Below are 20,589 nucleotides of genomic sequence, written 5' to 3'. Positions count from 1 at the left end.
AGTGTCCATAACTGTTTCCAAATGCAAATCCACTCATCCGCCGCGCGCTGCCACTCATCGGCGATGGCGGGTTGGCATGATGGGTCGATGAATCGCCTTGACGCGTCCTTGCCGGCGCCTCCTCTGCACACGCCTTTACGGCTTGCTGAATTCGTCTGTGCCGGCCTCGTGGCCTGGCCGTTTCTTTCCCCGCTGGTGGGCGGCCCTTCGATCAATGTCTGGCAGCAACTGATGTCATGGGGCTGTGTTGCGGGGCTGCTTGCGATGGCGCCGTCCGCCTTTCCCTCGAGGGGACTGCGCGCCGGGCTGGCGGTGATGGCGTTTTTCGTCGTGTTGTCCGCAGCCGTGGGTACCGGAGCCACGCTCTTGCTACCGACCTTGGGCGCTTTGGCCGGGATCGCCACAGCAGCTTGTCTCGGCGCAGGAGCGGCGCGGCAGCGCGGCCCGCTGGGTCACGCGTTGGCCGTCGGGCTGCTCGCCGCCGGTCTGCTCAGCGCCCTCCTGGGCCTGCTCCAGTACTACGGTGTCACTGAGTTCCTTGGTGCGTTGACCTCGTCGCCCATTTCCGGCCGCGGCTGGGGCAACCTCCGCCAGCCCAACCAGTTCGCCACGTTGATCAGTCTGACGCCGGTCGCAGCGCTGTGGTGGCACGCCACATCGCGGTCACCGCGCATCCGCCGGCTGTTCGTTCCCGCCGGCGGGCTTCTGGTAGCGGCCCTTGTGGCCTCGGGATCACGCACCGGCTTCCTGCAGTTGCTGCTGATCGCCATCGGTACCGCTGCCATGGCGTGGCGGGAGCGTCGCCGGGCGCCGCGGCACTCCGGCTCGACAGACTTCCGACTGCCCACCCCCGCGCTCCTGCTCGCCGCCATCCCGCTATACGCCGCCCTGCACTGGCTGCTGCCGTACCTGGCCAGCGGCGGTGACGCTGGCCACGCGGTCGCCTCCGGCACCGGCATGCTCCACCGCCTGCAGCCCGCCGCCGTCACTACCGACAGCCGCGTCGTCCTCTGGCAGAACGTCCTGACCCTGATCGCTCAGCGCCCCCTCACCGGCTGGGGCTGGGGCGAACTCAGCTTCGCGCACTTCGCCACGCTGTACAACGGCCCGCGTTTCCCCGTGATCCTCGACAACGCTCACAACCTGCCGCTGCACCTCGCCGTCGAGCTGGGCATTCCGGCGGCGCTGTTGATCTGCGGTGGCTTCTTGTGGATGGTGGTTGCGGCAAAGCCGTGGCGCGAGCGCGACCCCTTGCGGCTGATGGCGTGGGGCCTGCTCGGCGTCATCCTGTTGCACAGCCTGCTCGAGTACCCGCTCTGGTACGGCCCGTTCCAGCTGGTGTTCGGCCTGTGCCTCGGCATCCTGTGGCCGGCATCGCCCAAGCGCCCGAACGCGAACAGCAGAAAGCGCGCCGCCTTCGCCGCAGCAGCAGCCTGGATGGCCCTCATCTGCTACGCCGCCTGGGACTACACCCGCATAAGCCAGATCTACCTGCCGCGCGATGCCCGCATGCCGGCCTACCGCGACGACACGCTCGCCAAGCTGCAGGGCTCGTGGCTGTTCTCGCGCCAGGTGGATTTCGCCGAGGTGACGCTGACGGCCGTCACGCCGGCGAATGCCGCGCACATGCACGAACTGGCCGGGCGCGTGCTGCATTTTTCGCCCGAGCCGCGCGTCATCGTGAAGTTGATCGAAAGCGCCGAGTTGCTGGGCCGCGATGCCGAGGCCCATGCCTGGGCCGAGCGCTTCCGTGTAGCGTTCCCGGCCGCGTTCGCCCGCTGGCTGGACAACCGCCCGGACGACGCGCCCGAGCTGTAGCCGTCTTGGTTCAGCCCGCCGTCGCGACGTAGCTGCCCGACTTCCCGCCGTGCTTCTCCAGCACATGCACGTCGGTGATCCGCATCCCGCGGTCCACGGCCTTGCACATGTCGTAGATGGTGAGCAGCGCGACCTGCACGGCGGTCAAGGCTTCCATTTCCACGCCGGTCGGGCCGACGGTCTCGACGGTCGCGGTGCAGGCCACCTGCGGCGCCTGGCCGCCCTCGGCGAGCGCGAAGGCCACGGCCACGCGGGTCAGCGCCAACGGGTGGCACAGCGGGATCAGGTCGCTGGTCTTCTTGGCGGCCTGGATGCCGGCGATGCGCGCGATGCCCAGCACGTCGCCCTTCTTGGCGGTGCCCGATTCGATCAGCGCCAGCGTCGCGGGCTGCATCTCGATGCGGCCGGTGGCCACGGCCACGCGGTGGGTGGCGGGCTTGGCCGCCACGTCGACCATGTGGGCCTGGCCCTGGGCGTCAAAATGGGTGAGGGTGCTCATCGGTGAACGTTCGTTTTGAAGATGCATCATACGAGCCCGAGCCACAGACGAGGAATGCCGCGCTTGACTCCTTCTTCCCACAAGAAAACGCGCCCGACGCCCCTCCGGCATGCGGTGTGCGCTACTTTTTTGATAGCTTCCCAGGTGCTGCTGCCGGTCCCCGCGCTGGCGCAGGTGCAGCAGATCCTGCCAGGCCTCGGTGACGGCGGCGAGATGACGGCGAGCGCTGAGCGCCGACTGGGCGACCAGATCGTGCGCGAGCTGTACCGCGACACCGACTACATCGACGACCCGGTGATCGCCGCCTACGTGCAGGACATCTGGCAGCGCCTGCTGGCCGCCGCGCGCGCGCGCGGCGAGCTCACGCCCGAACTCGACGAGCGCTTCGCCTGGACCATCCTGCTGGGGCGCGACCGCAACATCAACGCCTTCGCGCTGCCGGGCGGCTACCTCGGGCTGAACCTGGGGCTGCTGGCCGCGGTCGGCAGCCGCGACGAGCTGGCGACGGTGCTCGGGCACGAGCTGTCGCACGTCACGCAGCGCCACATCTCGCGCATCATGAACAAGCAGGGCAAGCAGATGCCCCTGATGATCGCCGGCCTGATCCTCGGGATGATCGCCGCCAGCAAGAGCCGCAATTCCGACGCCGGCCAGGCCGTGATCATGGGCAGCCAGGCGCTGTTCATGCAGAACCAGCTGAGCTTCTCGCGCGACATGGAGCGCGAAGCCGACCGCATCGGCTTCGGCGTGATGACGCAGGCGGGCTTTGCGCCGCAGGGCGCCGCGGCGATGTTCGAGAAGCTGCAGTACGCCTCGCGCCTGAACGACAACGGCTCGTACCCCTACCTGCGCAGCCACCCGCTGACGACCGAGCGCATCTCGGACATGCAGGGCCGCTTCCAGTTCCGCGCCGACGCCGCGCCGCCGGTGGTGCCGCTGGTGATGGACCACGCCATGGTCGCCTCGCGCGCCCGCGTGCTGACGCGCCCGGGCGTCGATGTGCTGCGGCTGTGGGTCAATGCCGCGTCGAGCGGCGAGTTCGCGGGCAGTTCACCCGCCCAGCAGGCGGGCACGCTCTACGCGGCGGCGATGGCGGCCAAGGAGCTGCGCGATTTCAAGGCGGCGCGTGCGCTGGCCGAGCGGCTTGTGGCCCGCACGGCCGACGATGCGGCCGCATCCAAGCAGGCGCGCTGGCTGCAGGCGGAGATCGAACTCGCGGCCGGCGGCGCTTCTCGCGCGGCGGCACTGCTCGACGCCAAATCGAAGGAGCGGCCCGAGATGATCCTCGCAGCCGAAGCCGCGATCGCCCAGCGCCAGCCTGCGCCGATGGTGCCCGTGCTGCGCGACTGGGTGGCCGTCCATCCGCGCGACGCCACGGCCTGGCGCACGCTGGCCAATCTGTACGGCGCGCAGAACGACACGCTGCGCGCGATCCGCGCCGATGCCGAGGCCAACGTGGCGATCCTCGACTACCCGGCGGCGCGCGATCGCTTCAAGGCGGCGCAGGAGCTGGTCCGCAAGTCGGGCGCGCCCATCGACCATTACGAGGCATCGATCATCGACACGCGCGCGCGCGCCGTCGACGTGCTGGTCAAGCAGCAGGCCGAGGAGCCGCCGCTGAAGTAGTGAAACGTCGAGGGGCGGCGTTCAGCGCCGGGAGGACAGCAGCCCGCCCAGCGCGCTCTCGATGAGCAGCCCGAGCAGCGAGTAGATCAGCGAGCCCAGCAGCGCGGCGAGGAAGCCGTTCACATGGAAGCCGCCGAGCAGGCCCGATGCGGCCCAGAACAGCAGGGCGTTGATCACGAACAGGAACAGCCCGAGCGTGACGATGGTGACCGGCAGCGTCAGGATCACCAGCACGGGCCGCACGACCATGTTGAGCAGGCCGATCACGGCGGCCGCGAGCAGCGCCGAACCGAAACTCTGGACCTGGACGCCGCTGTAGAGGTAGGCGACCGCGAGCAGCGCCACGGCGCTGAGCAGCCATTTGAGGAGGATGCGCATGCGCCGCAGGATACCCCACGGGCCCGCACAAAAGAACAAGCCCCGCTGCGTTGCCGCAGCGGGGCTTGTGTCGGCTCGGGAGGGCGTGCGGCCCTGATCAGGCTTACTCGGCCAGCTCGTTGGCCAGCACCAGCAGCGCGCCCATGCCCATCACGGCGCCGGGAAAGGCCCAGCCCGATTGCTTGGGCGGGGTCTGGTCGGGCGTGACCGGTTCCAGGTCGACGCCGATCTTCGGGCGGCGCGCATCGACCACGTGGGTGGCCGCGTGCTCGCGCTTGAGTTGCTGCGTCAGGTCGGTCAGCGGGCCCTTGGCCAGCACCGCCGTCACCTGGCCGCCGTTGCGTTCGAGCAGCGGCAGCATCTGCGCCTGCACCTTGCTGAACCACTTGGCGCGCCAGTTCTCGCGCGCGCTGTGGCTCACCCACTTGCTGATCCGGTGTGTCATGCGCGGCGCGCAGGCCACGAGCACCCAATGGCGCGCCACGACGTTGTCGGCATCCGGCGCCAGTTCGGCGAACTGCTCGCTGGCATAGACGGCGTCGTCGACGTAAAGAATGATCTTTTCCATGAGTGCTCTCCTTTGATAGTTAGAGTGACAGAGACCGGATTGATGCAAGAAGTTTCAGTGCGGGGCGTTTATCGTTCAACGAACGCTCAGTGGGCCGGGGTGGCGGGGGCCGGCTTGCGCGAAGCCACCCACTTGCCGATCGCCAGCACCAGCAGCGCACCGATGATGCCGGCGGCGTACTTGATGGTGTCGGTCTGCGGCACCTTCGGCACCCAGGTCCAGTTGGCGGGGTTCGCCAGGGCCGGGTCGGACACGGCCATCGTGCCGGCGATCCAGCCCAGCAGCATGCCGCCCAGCGTGATGATCATCGGGAAGCGGTCCATCAGCTTGATGACCAGCTGGCTGCCCCAGACGATGATCGGGATGCTCACGAGCAGGCCGAAGATCACCAGCGGCATCTGGTGGCCGTCGCCCGCGCCTTGTGCGGCACCGGCGATGGCGATCACGTTGTCCACGCTCATGACCAGGTCGGCCACGATCACGGTCTTCACGGCGCCCCAGAGGCGGTCGCTGCCGGCGATGTTGCCGTGCGCGTCGTCATGGTCGGGGGCCAGCAGTTTCACGCCGATCCACAGCAGCAGGATCGCGCCCACCAGCTTCAGGAACGGAATCGCGAGCAGCGTGAGCGCGAAGAAGATCAGGATCACGCGCAGCACGATGGCGCCGGCGGTACCCCACAGGATGCCCTGGGTGCGTTGCGCGGGCGGCAGCTTGCGACAGGCCAGCGCGATGACGACGGCGTTGTCGCCGCCCAAAAGAATGTCGATCATGATGATCTGACCGACTGCGACCCAGAATTCCGGGGCCATGAACTGTTCCATAGATTCCTCTTTGTCTTGGCGCCACGCCCGCAGCTCCCTGATGGGGACCACGACGGGCAGCGGCATGCCGATGCGTTTCGATTCACCCTGTGCGGGTGCGGTCGAAAGCGGGGGAGCGAAGGCCGGGTGACACCGGGGACTTGCGAACGCTTCGACCAAACCTGCGCAGGTTCAAATCGAAGGTCTCGCTCGACAACAGCAAGCGCGCCGACCTGGGTCCGCGCGTGTGTCGCCCGACAGGCCGGAAGTGTTGTGCTTCGTATTGACGACCTGACGATTCACGCTGCCCGGGGACAGCGATCGGGAGCTACTCCCCTTCGTGGGCGGGATTAGAGCATTGAAGACCGCGCCGAGGCAACCAAAAGTTTTCTTTACATTTGAAGGCAAATGTCCGGAGGGGCGCATGCAGCGGGCATTTGATGCTCCATTTTTGGGAGCGACTATGGCCCTAAAAAGGAGCGGGACATTGCGGGACTATGATCGCCGCTCGCTGTTTTTTCACTCTCCATGGCCGCCATCCACATCACCGACATCGAGGCCGCCATCAACCACTGGCGCGAGAAGTCTCCCTCGCCCGACGGCATCACGCTGGCGCCCGAATTGCGCGCGCTGGCCGAGGTCTACGCGCTCATGGTCTTCCACCACGAAGACGAGGTCGACGAGGTCGGCTTTCCCGCCAAGGCCTGGGCCGCGTGGCTCGACTGGTACCACAGCACGCCCGACACGCCCTGCATCGCGATCTGCTCGACCAGCCAGGGCGACGACGAGTGCAAGGGTTGCGGCCGCACCTTCGACGAGGTGCAGTACTGGCCGGCCATGACGCCGGTCGAGAAGCGCGTCACCTGGCGCCGCATCACCATGGAAGACTCGGCCTGGCGCTTCAACCGCTATGCCGAGCGCGCACGCGAAGCCGAGCCGACCGCTGCAGAGACCGAGTTCGACCCGGACGACGAGAAGAACTGGGCCCCCTGACCATGCGCCGCCTCGCGCAAGCCCCCAACCTCGCGATCGCGACCGTGTGGGCGCACGCCTTGCGCGAGGAGGGCGTGGCCGCGACGGTGCAGCGCGAATTCCTCGGCGCGGTCATGGGCCAGCTGCCGCCCGACCAGTGCCTGCCCGAGATCTGGATCGACGACGAATCGCAGTACGAGCTCGCGAAGCGCCTGTTGCACGAACTGCAGAACCGCCCGCAACGCAGCTGGCTGTGCGTGTGCGGCGAGCAGGTCGAAGGCGGCTTCGAGCAGTGCTGGCAGTGCGGCGAGATGATGCCGGCGGCCTAGCCGCGCGGGCTCGTTACTTCCAGCGCAGCAACTCGACGTCGATGCTGTTGACGCCGTCGCCCAGCGTCAGCGTGCTTTCCTGGATCGTCGCCTGCAGCTGCATGCTGCGCTGCGCCAGCCTGGCGAGCGCCTGCGAGGCCTCGGTCGGCACGCGGTAGACCTTCAGGTTCTGCGGCCGCGTGAGCTTGCTCTCGATGCCGCGCCACCAGATCTCGGCCGCGTGGTTGAAGCAGTAGACGATCACCTCGTCCGCCTTGCCGCAGGCCTTGATGATGGGCTTGTCTTCCGGCTGGCCGACCTCGATCCAGATCTTGGTCTGGCCCGTGAAGTCGCGCAGCCACACGTCGGGCTCCTCGACGTTCGACAGGCCCGCGCCGAAGGCCAGCGTGCCGTCGCCGTTGCAGATGTCCTGCAGCTGGTGCGCGTTGAGCGCGAGCGCGACCAGCCGGATCATCATCCGCTCGTCGGTCTCGCTGGGGTGGCGCGCCAGGGTCAGCGCATGGTCGGCGTAGTAGCCGTGGTCGATGTCGGCCACCGCGAGGGTGGCCTTGAAGATGGTGGATTTGAGAGCCATGGGTGCGCGAGTGTATGCGCGCGCCCCTCCGGCCTCAGAACGCCAGCGACGCCTGCAGGTACACCGTGCGCGGCTGGCCCACGTACTTGCCGCCGTTGTTGTCGACCGAACGGTTGTAGTAGCGGCGGTCGAACAGGTTCTTCACGCCCACGGCCAGCTTCAGGTGGCTCAGCGAGGGGCCGAAGTCGTAGGCCGCGCGCAGGTTCACCGTGCCGTAGCCCGGGATGTCGCCCAGCCGCCCGCTCGGGTCTTCCACGGTGATGTACTTCGCGCCGTCGTCCGGCGAGCCCGGCGAACGCTGCTTCGATTGCGCGTAGAGGTCGGCGTTGAGCGTCCACGGCCCGCGCTCGTAGCGTGCGCCGAGCGTCGCGACATGGCGCGAGTAGAAGGGCAGGTCGCGCCCCGCGAACACGCCAGCCTTCGAGGTGGCCTGCGTGTAGGTGTAGGTGCCCGACACCGACAGCCCCTTGAGCGCATCGCTCAGGCTGCCCAGGTCGTAGCGCAGCGCCGACTCCAGTCCGCGGTGGCGCGTGGCGCCCAGGTCGGTCCACTGGCCGATGTCGCCGGTGATGGAGCGCGCCAGCTGCAGCTCCTTGTCGAAGTTGATGTTGAACAGCGTCAGCTCGCCGCTCCAGGATTCGCCCTTGTACTTGGTGCCGATCTCGTAGGTCTTGGCCTTCTCGGGATGCAGGCTGGTGGTCGACTGCGCGAGCTGGGCGTACTGCTGCGGACCGAACGACACGCCCGCATTGGCGAACAGCGACCAGCGCTCGCTCATGCGGTAGAGCACCGACAGCGTGGGCAGCACCTCGTTGGAATCGATCTTCGGGTAGATCGCGTTGGTGATGCGGTTGTTGGCCACGGTGAACACGTCGTTGTGCGAGCGGAAGGATTCGTAGCGCACGCCGGGCGTGACCGTCCAGTTGCCGAAGTCGATGCGGTCGTCGATGTAGAACGCGTGCGCGGTCGTGCCGCCCTTGCTGGTCTGGTACGCGGGCTGCGCGAGCGCGTAGGCGTCGAAGCCCGGCGCCGGCCGGTAGTAACTGCTGCGCGTGGCCACCTCGGAGGCCTCTTCCTTCAGGTAGCGCGCGCCGATGCTGATCTCCTGCACCACGCTGCCCGAGTCGATCAGGCGCGAGTAGCGGGGCTCGAAGGCGTAGGTCTTGTAGTTGCGCGGCGCGGTGGTCAGGCGACGCCGGTTGGCGTTGGCGCCCGTGCCTTCCTGCTCGAGGTAGCTGCTGCGGTACGAGTCCGTGTAGTAGGTCAGCATCTCGAACTTGTTCACGCCGTCGTTGTGCGTGTACTTGAGCGAGCCGTCGGTGCGGCGGCCCGTGAACTCGTCGTAGGGGCGGTCCGACTGGAACGGGTTGGCCGCGAACTGCGCCGTCGTCAGGCCGCCGGGCATGCGCCCCTTGCCTTCGAAGTGGTGCAGCGAGATCGCGATGTCGTCGGTCTTCGAGAGGCGGTAGGCGCCCTTGAGCATCAGGTCGTCGATGCGGGTCTTGTCGTTGCTCTGGCGAAAGCCGTCGCCGTGCGTGCCCGAGTAGAGCAGCGCCAGGCCCAGGCCGTTCTCGTTGGTGCCGCCGATGAACAGGCTGGGGGTGGTCTTGGTGCCGCCGCCGTGGCCGGCGCTCTCCACGCCCACGCCGACTTCGCCCGCGAACTGCTTGGGGATCGAGCGCGTCACGAAGTTGATGATGCCGCCCACGTTCTGGGGGCCGTAGCGCACCGAGCCCGCGCCGCGCACCACGTCGACCGCCTCGAGGCTGCCCAGCGACACCGGTGCCAGCGACAGCTGCGGCTGGCCGTAGGGCGCGTAGGCCAGCGGCACGCCGTCCAGCAACACGGTCGAGCGCGGCGACAGCCGCGAGGTCAGGCCGCGCACGCCCACGTTGAGCGAGATGTCGCTGCCGCCGGTGCCGTTGCTCTCCTGCACCTGCACGCCGGGCACCTGGCGCAGCACGTCGCGCACGCTGGCCGAGCCGCTTTCCTGGATCTGCTGGCGCTCCACGATGCTGCGCGCGCCGGCGTGCTCGAGCACCTTGGTCTCGGTGGGCGTGCCGAGCCAGTCGCCGGTGACGGTGATGGCCTCGAGCGACTTCGACGGCTCGGCGTCGGCCGCGAAGCTGTGCAGGCTCAGGGGCAGCAGGGCCAGGGCGATGGCGGTTTTTTTGTGCGGGAACAAGGGAGTCCTCCTCGATGTATTTGTGATGGATGAAGGGATGGGATGTGTGCGTCGTTCAGGGCGCCGCGCCGCGCGACAGTGCCTGGCTGCGCGCGGCCGCAGCCACCGCACGCCGGCGCCACCAGAGCCACACGCCGCTCAGGCCGAGACCGGCCAGCGCCAGGCCCAGCAGCGCGGTGACCGCCTGGTGCACCACGCCGCCGAGCACGCCGGTGTGCAGCGGATAGATCACGACCACCACGCCGTTGCCGGTGTCCATGTCCTGCCAGCGGCGCACGCCGAGCAGCTCGCCCGTGACCGGGTGCACCCACACCGAGCCGATGCCGTTCGGGTGCGGGTCGTCGGCGAGCCGGAAGCGCACGCGCAGCGGCCGGTCCGCGCGGCCGGGCACCTGCACGTAGCCGATGGGCTGGCCGGGGAACACGGCCTGCGCGCGGGCGACGAGGTCGTCGAGCGGCAGGCGCGGGCCGGTGGCGGTGCCCTTGGGCACCCCGGGCGCCTTGGCAGGTGTTTGCCCGAGCGCGGTCGAGATGAAGCCGCCCAGCGGTCGCCAGGCCATGTAGGCGCCGGTGAAGACCGACACCGCGATCAGCAGTCCGAGCACGGCGCCGCCCGTGCGGTGCAGGTCGAACAGCCCGCGCAGCAGGCCGCGGTCCAGCACGATGCGCAGCGAGGGCGGCCAGCGCGCCGGCCACCACAGCACCACGCCGGTGACCAGCAGGAACAGGTACGCCAGCGCGGCAATGGCGAGGATGCCCTTGCCCGTGTCTTCCAGCAGCAGGCTGCTGTGCAGCTCGAACAGCAGGTTGTAGGCGCCTTCGTGCGTGCCGCGGCGGCCCTGTTCGGCGCCGGTGGCGGGGTCGAGGTAGAGCGTGCCGTCCCACGGGCCGCGCACCAGCACCCAGAGCGTGTCGCCGGGCTGGCGTGGCGGGCGCAGCGTGAAATTGGTGTCGGGGCCGAACTCGGCGAGCAGGCGCTGGCGCAGGGGCTCCAGCGGCGCGGGGGTCGCACTGCTGTTGCTGTGCGCGACGAAGAGCTCAGGATGCGCCGCGCGGTCGAGCGACAGCGCCACCACCAGCACGGCGCCCAGGAGCGCCGTGAGGGCGAGCAGCGGCCCGAGCGTGAGGCCGATCCATCGGTGGAGCGTGAGCCAGAGGCGTCTCAGTGGGGCGCGCCGCATGAACAACGGGGACGTCGAGGCGTCCCGTCTGGGTTGTCGGCTGGCGTGCCCTGCACAGGGCACGTTGGCTGGTGGGTATCGAATGGCGAACGAGGCGCACCGGCCGTGGGCGGCACGGGCCGGCGGATCGTCGCGGGGGAAGTCTAAATTCTACGGGCCAGCTCGGCCGCCTTGCCGGTGTAGCTGGCCGGCGTCATGGCCAGAAGGCGGGTCTTCTCTTCCTCGGGAATCTCCAGCGAGCGGATCAGCCCGTGCAGCGCCTCGGCCGTCACGGTCTTGCCGCGCGTGACTTCCTTGAGCTGCTCGTAGGCGCCCTGCACGCCGAAGCGGCGCATCACGGTCTGGATCGGTTCGGCCAGCACTTCCCACGAGGCCTCGAGGTCGTCGGCCAGCGCTTCCTGGTTGATCTCGAGCTTGCCCAGGCCGGTGGCCAGGCTCGCGTAGGCCAGCGTGGCGTAGCCGAAGGCCACGCCGATGTTGCGCAGCACCGTGCTGTCGGTCAGGTCGCGCTGCCAGCGGCTGATGGGCAGCTTCTCGCTCAGGTGGCGCAGCACCGCGTTGGCCAGGCCCAGGTTGCCCTCGGCGTTCTCGAAGTCGATCGGGTTGACCTTGTGCGGCATGGTCGACGAGCCGATCTCGCCCTTCTTCAGGCGCTGCTTGAAGTAGCCCAGGCTCACGTAGCCCCAGATGTCGCGCGAGAAGTCGACCAGGATGGTGTTGACGCGCGCCACGGCGTCGAACAGCTCGGCCATGTAGTCGTGCGGCTCGATCTGGATGCTGTAGGGCTGGAAGCTCAGGCCCAGGCCCAGCGGCGCGGGCGTCTCGACGACCTTGCGGCTGAAGGCTTCCCAGTCGAATTCGGGCCAGGCGGCCAGGTGGGCGTTGTAGTTGCCCACGGCACCGTTCATCTTGCCCAGCAGCTGCACGGCGGCGATTTGCGCGCGGGCCTTGGTCAGGCGCACCGCCACGTTGGCGATTTCCTTGCCGACGGTGGTCGGGCTGGCGGTCTGGCCGTGCGTGCGCGAGAGCATCGACACGTCGGCGAACTGGTGCGCCATTTCGCGCAGCTTGGCGATCAGGCCGTCGATGGCCGGCAGCACCACGGTGTCGCGTGCGGCCTGGATCTGCAGGGCGTGGCTGGTGTTGTTGATGTCTTCGCTGGTGCAGGCGAAGTGCACGAACTCGGCGGCGGCCAGCAGCTCCGGCCGGGCTTCGAACTTCGACTTGATCCAGTATTCGACGGCCTTCACGTCGTGGTTGGTGGTCTTCTCGATGTCCTTGATGGCCAGCGCGTCGGCCTCGGAGAAGTGCGACACCAGCCCCATCAGGTACTTGCGGGCGCCGCCCGTGAGGGGCTTGAACTCGGCAAAGCCGCAGTCGGACAGCGCAATGAACCAGGCCACCTCCACCTGCACGCGACGGTGCATATAGCCCTGTTCGCTCATCAGCGGGCGCAAGGCCGCGAGTTTGGCCGCATAGCGGCCGTCAAGGGGGGAGAGGGCGGAGACGGTGGAAAAGCTCATGCCCGAATTTTAGGCGGCCGACGGGTGGCCGCGCCGCGGGGGAATTCGGGCGCTGTCTTTTTCCCTTCACCTAAAATGCCTGCGAACAAACGTTAACAAGCGATGGGGAGAGAGCCTTCATGAAACTGATCGGATCCGCCGCCAGCCCGTATGTGCGCAAGGTGCGCGTGGTGCTGGCCGAAAAGCGGCTCGACTACCAGTTCGTGATCGAAGACGTCTGGTCCGCCGACACCACGATCGCCCACTCGAATCCGCTGGGCAAGGTGCCGTGCCTGATCATGGAAGGCGGCGAGGCGATGTTCGACTCGCGCGTCATCGTCGAGTACATCGACACCCTGTCGCCCGTGGGCAAGCTCATTCCGCAGCAAAGCCGCGAACGCGCCGAGGTCAAGACCTGGGAAGCGCTGGCCGACGGCGTCATGGACGCCGGCGTGCTCTGGCGCCTCGAAGCCACCTGGACCGGCCGCGCCGACGCCGAGCGCAGCGCCGCCTGGATCGAGCGCCAGCGCGCCAAGGTCCAGGCCGGCGTGGCCGCCATGGCCAAGGGCCTGGGCGACAAGCCCTTCTGCAGCGGCATCCACCTGAGCCTGTCCGACATCGCGGTCGGCTGCGCGCTGGGCTGGCTGGGGCTGCGTTTTCCCGAGATCGACTGGCGCGGCGACCACGCCAACCTGGCCAAGTTGTACGACAAGCTCATGCTGCGGCCGAGCTTCATCGACACCCAGCCCTGAAACGACAAAGCGCCCCGCGGGGCGCTTTTTTCTTGGGGCCGTTCGGGCCACCGCGTACAGGAAGGCCGAGGGGGCGCTGCGTCATCGCGGGCCCCGCTTTCGGCGGGAAGACAAAAATGCTGCGAGGCGCCCCGACACGAAGGAGGGAGGGAGGGAGGAGGAGAAGAATCGCCTCGGGATTTCAACCGGACGGCAGGCGCCCGGAAGACCTCGCAACATGAAAACCTGTGGGCCTTGGCCGCCCACGCTCAAGTATGAGCGCGGTGCCGCCGCACGGTTCCCGTTCGAGTGGTAAACGTTTGTGACTCAAAGTTCACATTGCAGGGCGGTCAGTCGCCGCTGGGGCCGAGCTGTTTCTCGATGACCTGGACGAAGCCGTTCTCGTCGGGCGCCGTCATGCTCGACCACGCCTGCACCACCTTGCCGTCGCGCCCGATCAGGTACTTGTAGAAGTTCCACTTCGGCGTCGTGCCCGAGGCCTGCGCGAGCTGCTTGAACAGCGGGTTGGCGTCGGTGCCGCGCACCGACGACTTGGCGAACATCGGGAATTTCACGCCGAAGGTGCTTTCGCAGAAATCGGCGATTTCCTTGTTGGAGCCCGATTCCTGGGAGAAATCGTTCGACGGGAAGCCCAGCACCACCAGGCCGCGGGCGCGGTACTTCATGTCCAGCGCCTCCAGCCCCTTGTACTGCGGGGTGAAGCCGCAAAAACTGGCCGTGTTGACCACCAGGACCACTTTTCCGGAGTACTGGCACAGGTTCTGGGGCTTTTCATCCTGCAGCCGCGGGAAGCTGTGCTGCAGGATCGCCGGGCACCCGGCGGCGCTGCCCACCGCGGGCGCGGCAGGGGCGGCGGGGGCCGTCTGGGCACCCGCCGACAGGGCGGCGGACAGGCCCGCCACGAGGGAAAAGGCCGTGGCGCAACGTCGCAGCATCGACAATCGGGCGGGGGTTCGCATGACGGGCTCCTGGATCGAAAAGGGGGGTGTGCATCTATGGCGCGGGCGCGCGCACAAGCACATCATCGCGCGTCTGTCACGGGCGCGCCAAACGGCCCGACTAAAATCGGCGGCCATTGAAAGACTTTGATGCTCTACCCGGAACTCTTCAGACAACTCGAATCCGTCCGCTGGGACATGGACAAGGACATCCCCTGGCAGTCGTTCGACGCTTCCTTGCTGACTGAAGAGCAGGCGCAGACCATCAAGATGAATGCCATCACCGAGTGGTCGGCGCTGCCGGCCACCGAGATGTTCCTGCGCGACAACCGGCACGATAGCGACTTTTCGGCGTTCATGTCGATCTGGTTCTTCGAAGAGCAGAAGCACTCGCTGGTGCTCATGGAGTACCTGAAGCGCTTCAGCCCGCAGCACGCGCCCACCGAACAGGAACTGCACGAGGTGCGCTTCGACTTCGACCCGGCGCCCCCGCTCGAAACCCTCATGCTGCACTTCTGCGGCGAGATCCGCCTGAACCACTGGTACCGCCGCGCCGCCCAGTGGCACACCGAGCCGGTCATCAAGCACATCTACACCACGCTGAGCCAGGACGAAGCCCGCCACGGCGGCGCCTACCTGCGCTACATGAAGCGCGCCATGGAAAAGTTCGGCGACGAAGCCCGTGCCGCCTTCACCAAGGTGGGCGTGCTCATGGCCAGCGCGCGCCGCACGGCCCAGGCGCTGCACCCGACCAACCTGCACGTGAACAAGGCGCTGTTCCCGAACGACACCATCCAGAGCCGCATGCCCGATCCCGACTGGCTCGAGCATTGGCTGGACAAGCAGATCAAGTTCGACGCCGGCTGGGAAACCAAGGTCGGCGAGCGCATCCTGCACAACCTGAGCCTGTTGATGAACCGCAGCTTCAAGACCGTGCAGGAGTTGAACCGCTACCGCAAGGAAGTCTCGGCCACGCTGGGCCCCAAGCCCGAATACCAGGGCGCCTGAGCCGTCCCAGGACATCGATGAAATCGCCCCGCATGCCGGGGCGATTTTTTTGGCCGCGGCCTGTCACAGCGCACGGGCCTCGAACGTCTAATCGGGCATGGACGACCCGACCCTCACCTTCGACAGCCACCGCCGCCGCCTCCAGGGCATCGCCTACCGCATGCTCGGCTCCGTGGCCGAGGCCGAAGAGGTGGTGCAGGACGCCTGGCTGCGCTGGCATGAAGCCGACAAGGCCAGTTTCGACAGCGCCGAAGCCTGGCTCGTGACCGTCGTCACCCGCCTGTCGATCGACCGGCTGCGCAGCGCCAAGGTCCAGCGCGAGCACTACATCGGCCCGTGGATGCCCGAGCCCACGCTCACCGGGTCGCCCGACACGCCCGAGGAAACGCTCGAGCGCGTCGACAACATCTCCGTCGCCTTCCTGGCCGTGCTCGAGCGCCTGGCGCCCGAGGCGCGCGCCGCCTTCCTCATGCGCGAGGTGTTCGACGCCGACTACGACGAGATCGCCCAGACCCTCGGCAAGAGCGAGGCCGCCTGCCGCCAGCTGGTGCACCGCGCCAAGGCCCAGGTGCAGGAGGCGCGCCCGCGCTTCCAGGTCTCGCGCGACACCCACCAGCGCCTGCTGCGTGCCTTTGCCGACGCTGCCGCGCGCGGCAGCATGCAGGACCTGAAGGCGCTGATGGCGGAAGACGTCGAACTCATCGGCGACGGCGGGGGCAAGGTGCAGACCTTCAGCAAGATCCTGCGCGGCAGCCAGCGGCTGGCGCAGCTGTACTTCTCGCTCTGGCGCCGCATGGGCGCCGGCGTGCACATGGAACTGGTCGAGCTCAACGGCGAGCCCGGCATGCTGCGCTTTCTGGACGGCGAACTCGAATCGGCCCAGACCTTCGAGATCGAGGGCGAGCGCATCGTGCGCATCCGCGCCCAGCGCAACCCCGACAAGCTGGCGCGCATCGCCCAACTGTTCGCGGCCAAACGGGGCGGTTGAAGAAAAAATTCGCGCGGCCTGTCACAGGGCCGGTGGCTGACGCGTCTTCAGGGTGTAGCAAGCAGATTTCGCTGTTTTTCCTTCAACCACCCTGGAGTACATCTCATGAGCCAAGCCCCCGCCCTCCGTCTCGCCTGGACCAAGTTCGCCCCGAAGTCCTTCCAGGCCATGATCGCCGTCAACGGCAGCTTCGAGTCGAGCACGCTCGGCAAGGTGCTGATCGACCTCGTCTTTGCCCGCGTCTCGCAGATCAACGGCTGCGCCTACTGCCTGGACATGCACGTGCGCGACCTGCGCGTGCAGGGCGAAGACTGGCAGCGCATCAACAGCCTGGCCACCTGGCGCGAAGTGAGTCTGTTCAACGAACGCGAGCGGGCCGCGCTGGACTGGGCCGAAACGCTCACGCGCCTGGCCGACCACCACGCCGATCGCGATGCCGAGTTCGAAGCCCTGAAGGCCGTGTTCAGCGACCAGGAAATCGTCGAGCTCTCGCTCGCCGTGGCGCAGATCAACGCCTGGAACCGCCTCGGTGTGGGCCTGCGTTCGCAGGTCGTGGCCAAGGCGATGCCCTGAACCTCAGCGCCGCTCGACCACCATCGGCGCGATGCGCAGGTTGTCGCGCAGCTGCGTGACGGCCTCGCCCGCCGCATTGCGCGACGGGAACGGCCCGGCCTGCAGGCGGTGCGTGCCGGCTTCGCTGAACACGCGCAGCTGCGGTGCCAGCGTGGGCAGGCCGCGCGCGGCCTGGTTTCTCAGGCTCTCGGCGCCGTCGCGTTCGCGGAACGCGCCGAGTTGCACCCAGAAGCCGGACGCGGCGGACGACGGCGCCGAGGGTGCGGCGGGCGCAGCGAGCGGGGCCAGCGGCGCGAGGTCCGTCACCACCATCGCTTCGCGCGGGCCGGTCGGTGCCTCGGGCTCCGACGGTGCCGCGGCCATCACCGGCGTCTGCGGTGCCACGGGCATCGTCGCTGCGGGTGCTGCAGCAGCCGTCATTGCAACCGGCGCGACCCAGGCCGACGGCACGGCCACCGGCGCCGCCGCCACCCGGACGGGCGCGGGGGCCGGTGCCGGTGCAGCCGCATAGGCCGTGCCCGCATCGCGGCGCCAGGCGCCGGTGCGGATGTCGTCGTTGGTGATGCGCTCGATCTCCACCGGCGCCACGCCGCGCAGCAGGTCGAGCTTCAGCGCCGCCGTGTAGCTCAGGTCGATCACGCGGCCGTCCACGAAGGGGCCGCGGTCGTTCACGCGCACGATCACCTCGCGCCCGTTGGCCGGGTTGCGCACGCGCACATAGCTCGGCAGCGGCAGCGTCTTGTGCGCGGCCGTCATGGCGTACATGTCGTAGGGTTCGCCGCTCGCGGTCGAGGCTGCATGGAACTTGCGGCCGTACCACGAGGCGATGCCCGATTCGCGGAACGGCCGGTCGTCGGTGATCGGCACGTAGCCCCGGCCCAGCACCGTGTACGGCTTGCTGGTGCCGCCGCTGCTGCGGATCGCCTCGATGCGGGGTTCGGCATCGGGCACGCGGTCGAGGTCCGAGGGGATGTTGCTGCCGGGGCCGTCGCGGCCACTGGCGACGCCGCCACCACTGCTGCGCGGTCCGCTGGCGCAGCCGGCCAGCACGAGCGCGGCGGCCAGGGCGCAGGCCGTCAGCGCGCGGGAGGCGAGGGCGCGGTCAGCCAAAGACCGCCTTCCACAAGGCCAGCATGGCGTCGCGTTCGGCGCTCAGGGCGGGCGGCGTGACCTGCGTGGGCTCTTCGTTCAGGCGTGCGGTGTGCTGCACGCGGCGCAGCTCGCGGTAGGCGGTGGCGGCGTTGCGGCCCACGCCTTCGGGCAGCAGCCCGGCCTGCTCGGCGCGCAGCAGCAGCGCGATGTTGCCCAGGTTGGGAATCAGCTCGGGGTGCGCGCCCGAGGCCGACAGCACCAGGAACTGCACCGCGAACTCGGCATCGACCATGCCGCCGGGGCTGTGCTTCACGTCGAAGCGGTCGGCCTTCACGGGACGGGCGCCGCGCAGCTTGTTGCGCATGCCGATGATCTCGGCCTTCAGCGCCTCGCGGTCGCGCGGGGCCACCAGCACGGCTTCGCGCACCTGGTCGAAGCGCGCGCCCAGCTCGGCGCCGTGGTCGGCGCTGCCCAGCACGAAGCGCGCGCGCGTCATGGCCTGGTGTTCCCAGGTCCATGCGGTGTTGCTGCCGCGACCGAGCTGGTACTTTTCGTAGGCCTCGAAGCTGGTGGTGAGCAGGCCCGAGTTGCCGTTGGGCCGCAGTGCGGTGTCGATCTCGAACAGGTCGCCCTCGCGCGTCTTCACCGTGAGCCAGTTGATGAGCTTGCGCACGTAGGCCGCATAGACCTCGCCGGCGCGCTCGTCGTCGTCGTCGTAGACGAACACGATGTCCAGGTCGCTGCCGTAACCGAGTTCTTTGCCGCCCAGTTTTCCGTAGCCGATGATCGCGAACTGCGGCACCTCGCGGTGCCGGTTGCGCACATGCGGCCAGCACCAGCGGGCGGTCACGCGCAGCGTGGTGTCGGCCAGCGCGCTCAGGTCGTCGGCCACCTGCTCGACGGTGATGCGGCCATCGACGTCGCGCGCCAGCGTGCGGAACACCTCGGCATGGTGGGCGTGGCGCAGCAGGTTCAAGAGGCGCTCTTCGTCGGCCTCGCCGGTGCGGGTGAGCGAGGTGTGGCGCGCTTCGAGTTCGCGCTCGAATTCGTCGGCGATGAAGCGGCCCGAGAGCATCTCGTCGCTCGCGAGTTCGTCGATCACGCCCGGGTGCTGCATGAGGTAGCGCGCCGGCCATTTCGCGGCGCCCAGCAGGCGCAGCAGGCGCTCCTGCACGGCGGGGCGTTCGACCAGCAGCGCCAGGTAGCTCTCGCGGCGCATCAGCGGCTCGATCCAGTCGGCCCAGCGCATGGCGGCATCGACGTGGCGCGGCGTCTGTCCCGCGCCCTCGCCGTCGGGCTCCTTCAGCCACTGGCCGGTGCGTTGCACCAGCTGGCGCAGGCGGCCCCGGGTTTCCTCGCGCAGGGCGAGCACGCGCGGCGTCTCGCACCAGTCGCGGATGCGCTCGGCGAACACGGGCGGCAGGTCGTCGAGCAGGTCGACCAGGTCGGCGGGCGCGGCGGCCTTCTTGCCGTTGCACTTGCCGTTGCAGGGCTTCTCGCCGCCCAGCAGCTTGTCGAACTCCTGGGCCACGAACTCGCGGTGCGTGTCGAGCTGTTCGAGGAAGGGGCAGCAATCGGCGTAGCCCATCGACTGCGCGATCCAGCGCAGGTCGTCGTCGTTGACCGGCAGCACGTGGGTCTGCTGGTCGTCCAGGTACTGGATGCGGTGCTCTACGCGGCGCAGGAACTCGTAGGCCGCGGCCAGCGTGTCGGCCGTGTCCTGCGGCATGAGGTTGGCGCGCGCCAGCCGCTGCAGCGCGTCGAGCGTGGGGCGCGTGCGCAGCTCGGGGAACTGGCCGCCGCGCACCACCTGCAAGAGCTGCACGGTGAATTCGATTTCGCGGATGCCGCCGCGCGAGAGCTTCACGTCGTTGGCGCGCTCGGGGCGTCCGGCGCTGCGGCGTGCCGACTGCTCGCGGATCTGGCGGTGCAGGATGCGCAGCGAGTCGAACACGCTGTAGTCGAGGTAGCGGCGGAACACGAAGGGCAGCACCACGTTGCGCAGCGCCTGGGCCTGGCCGCCGAGCACCACGGCGCGCGGCGCGACCACGCGGCTCTTCATCCAGGCAAAGCGCTCCCATTCGCGGCCCTGCACCTGGAAATACTCTTCGAGCGCGTCGAGCGAGACCACGCTCGGGCCCGAGTTGCCGTTGGGCCGCAGCGCCAGGTCGACGCGGAACACGAAGCCGTGCTCGGTCACGTCGCCCACCAGCGCATAGATGCGCTTCACGGCCCGCGCAAAGTACTCCTGGTTGGACAGCTTGCCGCGCCCGTCGGCATCGCCGGCCGTGTCGCCGTCGACGTCGTACAGGTAGATGAGGTCGATGTCGCTGGACACATTGAGCTCGCGCGCGCCCAGCTTGCCCATGCCGATCACCCACAGCTGCGAGCGCTGGCCTTCGGGGCCGAGCGGCGCGCCGTGCTGGGCGTCGAGTTCATGGCAGGCGTCCTGGCAGGCGATGTCCAGGGCCAGTTCGGCCAGCTCGGTCACGGCGGTGGTCACCACCGCGAGCGGGGCCTGCTGGTCGCAGTCGAGTGCGACCAGACGTTCCATCGTGAGCTGGCGCACGATGCGCAACGCATCGCCCACGGCCACGCCGCGTGCGCGCAGGGCGTCGTAGGCGACGGTCATCGATTCGCGCCGGGGCTCGCCGGGCGGCAGCAATTCGAGCTCGGCCGCATAGCGGCGGCGCAGCCGCTGGACGAATCGGGAACTGGAAGAAAACGCGGAAGGCGTCGGATTGGATGGCAACTGATTCACACTGGTGTGGGTTGGCGCGGAACCCGGCTCAAGGCTGGCGGTCATA

19 protein-coding genes are annotated in these 20,589 nt (G+C 68.5%); 8 read left to right on the top strand and 11 right to left on the bottom strand.

Annotation, left to right across the window (positions count from 1 at the left end; all coding sequences use genetic code 11):
• The first annotated feature begins 87 nt into the window (after nucleotides 1-87).
• Nucleotides 88-1,818, top strand: a complete 1,731-nt coding sequence (locus tag AC1RAD_RS23760; RefSeq protein WP_492737518.1) for a PglL family O-oligosaccharyltransferase — start codon at nucleotides 88-90, stop codon at nucleotides 1,816-1,818.
• Nucleotides 1,819-1,828: 10 nt separating this feature from the next.
• Here AC1RAD_RS23760 and moaC read toward each other — a convergent pair whose 3' ends face one another.
• Nucleotides 1,829-2,317, bottom strand: coding sequence for a cyclic pyranopterin monophosphate synthase MoaC (moaC, locus tag AC1RAD_RS23755; protein ID WP_062475294.1), 489 nt, complete (start codon nucleotides 2,315-2,317; stop codon nucleotides 1,829-1,831).
• A 54-nt stretch (nucleotides 2,318-2,371) separates the two neighbouring features.
• Here moaC and AC1RAD_RS23750 point away from each other — a divergent pair, with 54 nt between their 5' ends.
• Nucleotides 2,372-3,943 carry a M48 family metalloprotease gene (locus AC1RAD_RS23750; RefSeq protein WP_492737516.1) on the top strand — a complete coding sequence of 524 codons (1,572 nt, stop codon included), beginning with the start codon at nucleotides 2,372-2,374 and terminating at the stop codon, nucleotides 3,941-3,943.
• Nucleotides 3,944-3,964: 21 nt separating this feature from the next.
• Here AC1RAD_RS23750 and AC1RAD_RS23745 read toward each other — a convergent pair whose 3' ends face one another.
• From AC1RAD_RS23745 to AC1RAD_RS23735, 3 genes are all read right to left on the bottom strand, one after another.
• Nucleotides 3,965-4,321, bottom strand: a complete 357-nt coding sequence (locus tag AC1RAD_RS23745) for a phage holin family protein (protein WP_095747298.1) — start codon at nucleotides 4,319-4,321, stop codon at nucleotides 3,965-3,967.
• Between the two features lie 103 nt (nucleotides 4,322-4,424).
• Entirely contained in the window at nucleotides 4,425-4,889 is a 465-nt protein-coding gene (locus AC1RAD_RS23740; protein ID WP_062475284.1) for a hypothetical protein, read from the bottom strand.
• Between the two features lie 86 nt (nucleotides 4,890-4,975).
• Nucleotides 4,976-5,710: a TerC family protein gene (locus AC1RAD_RS23735; protein ID WP_062475282.1), complete on the bottom strand. Its 735-nt coding sequence runs from the start codon at nucleotides 5,708-5,710 to the stop codon at nucleotides 4,976-4,978.
• A 507-nt stretch (nucleotides 5,711-6,217) separates the two neighbouring features.
• Here AC1RAD_RS23735 and AC1RAD_RS23730 point away from each other — a divergent pair.
• Nucleotides 6,218-6,682, top strand: a complete 465-nt coding sequence (locus tag AC1RAD_RS23730) for a DUF3717 domain-containing protein (RefSeq protein ID WP_139705076.1) — start codon at nucleotides 6,218-6,220, stop codon at nucleotides 6,680-6,682.
• Between the two features lie 2 nt (nucleotides 6,683-6,684).
• Nucleotides 6,685-6,990, top strand: a complete 306-nt coding sequence (locus tag AC1RAD_RS23725) for a putative signal transducing protein (protein WP_062475276.1) — start codon at nucleotides 6,685-6,687, stop codon at nucleotides 6,988-6,990.
• A gap of 13 nt (nucleotides 6,991-7,003) precedes the next feature.
• Here the strand turns inward: AC1RAD_RS23725 and AC1RAD_RS23720 are convergent, their stop codons facing one another.
• The 4 genes from AC1RAD_RS23720 to purB all read right to left on the bottom strand — a co-directional run bounded on the left by AC1RAD_RS23720 (nucleotide 7,004) and on the right by purB (nucleotide 12,452).
• Nucleotides 7,004-7,564, bottom strand: coding sequence for a YaeQ family protein (locus tag AC1RAD_RS23720; RefSeq protein ID WP_095950452.1), 561 nt, complete (start codon nucleotides 7,562-7,564; stop codon nucleotides 7,004-7,006).
• 34 nt (nucleotides 7,565-7,598) lie between these two features.
• The gene (locus AC1RAD_RS23715; RefSeq protein ID WP_492737514.1) at nucleotides 7,599-9,749 is read right to left on the bottom strand and encodes a TonB-dependent receptor family protein; all 2,151 of its coding nucleotides are present in this window, start codon (nucleotides 9,747-9,749) and stop codon (nucleotides 7,599-7,601) included.
• 55 nt (nucleotides 9,750-9,804) lie between these two features.
• Entirely contained in the window at nucleotides 9,805-10,929 is a 1,125-nt protein-coding gene (locus tag AC1RAD_RS23710; RefSeq protein ID WP_492737512.1) for a PepSY-associated TM helix domain-containing protein, read from the bottom strand.
• 143 nt (nucleotides 10,930-11,072) lie between these two features.
• The gene (purB, locus tag AC1RAD_RS23705) at nucleotides 11,073-12,452 is read right to left on the bottom strand and encodes an adenylosuccinate lyase (protein ID WP_492737510.1); all 1,380 of its coding nucleotides are present in this window, start codon (nucleotides 12,450-12,452) and stop codon (nucleotides 11,073-11,075) included.
• A gap of 119 nt (nucleotides 12,453-12,571) precedes the next feature.
• Between purB and AC1RAD_RS23700 the strand changes: the two genes are divergently transcribed.
• A complete protein-coding gene (locus AC1RAD_RS23700) occupies nucleotides 12,572-13,183 on the top strand; it encodes a glutathione S-transferase N-terminal domain-containing protein (RefSeq protein ID WP_062475264.1) in 612 nt (203 codons plus the stop codon).
• 329 nt (nucleotides 13,184-13,512) lie between these two features.
• Here the strand turns inward: AC1RAD_RS23700 and AC1RAD_RS23695 are convergent, their stop codons facing one another.
• A complete protein-coding gene (locus AC1RAD_RS23695; RefSeq protein WP_492737508.1) occupies nucleotides 13,513-14,142 on the bottom strand; it encodes a glutathione peroxidase in 630 nt (209 codons plus the stop codon).
• Between the two features lie 129 nt (nucleotides 14,143-14,271).
• Here AC1RAD_RS23695 and AC1RAD_RS23690 point away from each other — a divergent pair, with 129 nt between their 5' ends.
• The 3 genes from AC1RAD_RS23690 (at nucleotide 14,272) to AC1RAD_RS23680 (ending at nucleotide 16,690) form a co-directional block, all read left to right on the top strand.
• Nucleotides 14,272-15,129 (top strand): ferritin family protein, encoded by an 858-nt coding sequence (locus AC1RAD_RS23690; protein WP_062475258.1) that lies wholly within the window; start codon nucleotides 14,272-14,274, stop codon nucleotides 15,127-15,129.
• Nucleotides 15,130-15,226: 97 nt separating this feature from the next.
• Nucleotides 15,227-16,117 carry an RNA polymerase sigma-70 factor gene (locus AC1RAD_RS23685; protein WP_062475255.1) on the top strand — a complete coding sequence of 297 codons (891 nt, stop codon included), beginning with the start codon at nucleotides 15,227-15,229 and terminating at the stop codon, nucleotides 16,115-16,117.
• A gap of 105 nt (nucleotides 16,118-16,222) precedes the next feature.
• Nucleotides 16,223-16,690, top strand: a complete 468-nt coding sequence (locus AC1RAD_RS23680; protein ID WP_062475252.1) for a carboxymuconolactone decarboxylase family protein — start codon at nucleotides 16,223-16,225, stop codon at nucleotides 16,688-16,690.
• Between the two features lie 3 nt (nucleotides 16,691-16,693).
• Here the strand turns inward: AC1RAD_RS23680 and AC1RAD_RS23675 are convergent, their stop codons facing one another.
• Together AC1RAD_RS23675 and glnE are read right to left on the bottom strand one after the other, a co-directional pair.
• Nucleotides 16,694-17,800, bottom strand: a complete 1,107-nt coding sequence (locus AC1RAD_RS23675; protein WP_492737505.1) for a septal ring lytic transglycosylase RlpA family protein — start codon at nucleotides 17,798-17,800, stop codon at nucleotides 16,694-16,696.
• Nucleotides 17,793-20,588, bottom strand: a complete 2,796-nt coding sequence (gene glnE / locus AC1RAD_RS23670) for a bifunctional [glutamate--ammonia ligase]-adenylyl-L-tyrosine phosphorylase/[glutamate--ammonia-ligase] adenylyltransferase (RefSeq protein WP_492737503.1) — start codon at nucleotides 20,586-20,588, stop codon at nucleotides 17,793-17,795. The genes AC1RAD_RS23675 and glnE overlap by 8 nt, the downstream gene beginning before the upstream one ends.
• Nucleotide 20,589 lies beyond the last annotated feature (1 nt).

It is taken from the genome of Variovorax sp. GW823-FHT04B03, assembly GCF_058796495.1.
The sequence above is the reverse complement of the archived record's forward strand: the minus strand, read 5'-3'. Positions and strand labels throughout refer to the sequence as shown.

Excerpts from the sequence above, each read along its gene's own strand:
- AC1RAD_RS23760 (WP_492737518.1), top strand. The coding sequence starts at position 88 with ATGAATCGCCTTGACGCGTCCTTGCCGGCGCCTCCTCTGCACACGCCT.
- moaC (WP_062475294.1), bottom strand. The coding sequence starts at position 2,317 with ATGAGCACCCTCACCCATTTTGACGCCCAGGGCCAGGCCCACATGGTC.
- AC1RAD_RS23750 (WP_492737516.1), top strand. The coding sequence starts at position 2,372 with ATGCCGCGCTTGACTCCTTCTTCCCACAAGAAAACGCGCCCGACGCCC.
- AC1RAD_RS23745 (WP_095747298.1), bottom strand. The coding sequence starts at position 4,321 with ATGCGCATCCTCCTCAAATGGCTGCTCAGCGCCGTGGCGCTGCTCGCG.
- AC1RAD_RS23740 (WP_062475284.1), bottom strand. The coding sequence starts at position 4,889 with ATGGAAAAGATCATTCTTTACGTCGACGACGCCGTCTATGCCAGCGAG.
- AC1RAD_RS23735 (WP_062475282.1), bottom strand. The coding sequence starts at position 5,710 with ATGGAACAGTTCATGGCCCCGGAATTCTGGGTCGCAGTCGGTCAGATC.
- AC1RAD_RS23730 (WP_139705076.1), top strand. The coding sequence starts at position 6,218 with ATGGCCGCCATCCACATCACCGACATCGAGGCCGCCATCAACCACTGG.
- AC1RAD_RS23725 (WP_062475276.1), top strand. The coding sequence starts at position 6,685 with ATGCGCCGCCTCGCGCAAGCCCCCAACCTCGCGATCGCGACCGTGTGG.
- AC1RAD_RS23720 (WP_095950452.1), bottom strand. The coding sequence starts at position 7,564 with ATGGCTCTCAAATCCACCATCTTCAAGGCCACCCTCGCGGTGGCCGAC.
- AC1RAD_RS23710 (WP_492737512.1), bottom strand. The coding sequence starts at position 10,929 with ATGCGGCGCGCCCCACTGAGACGCCTCTGGCTCACGCTCCACCGATGG.
- purB (WP_492737510.1), bottom strand. The coding sequence starts at position 12,452 with ATGAGCTTTTCCACCGTCTCCGCCCTCTCCCCCCTTGACGGCCGCTAT.
- AC1RAD_RS23700 (WP_062475264.1), top strand. The coding sequence starts at position 12,572 with ATGAAACTGATCGGATCCGCCGCCAGCCCGTATGTGCGCAAGGTGCGC.
- AC1RAD_RS23695 (WP_492737508.1), bottom strand. The coding sequence starts at position 14,142 with ATGCGAACCCCCGCCCGATTGTCGATGCTGCGACGTTGCGCCACGGCC.
- AC1RAD_RS23690 (WP_062475258.1), top strand. The coding sequence starts at position 14,272 with ATGCTCTACCCGGAACTCTTCAGACAACTCGAATCCGTCCGCTGGGAC.
- AC1RAD_RS23685 (WP_062475255.1), top strand. The coding sequence starts at position 15,227 with ATGGACGACCCGACCCTCACCTTCGACAGCCACCGCCGCCGCCTCCAG.
- AC1RAD_RS23680 (WP_062475252.1), top strand. The coding sequence starts at position 16,223 with ATGAGCCAAGCCCCCGCCCTCCGTCTCGCCTGGACCAAGTTCGCCCCG.
- glnE (WP_492737503.1), bottom strand. The coding sequence starts at position 20,588 with ATGACCGCCAGCCTTGAGCCGGGTTCCGCGCCAACCCACACCAGTGTG.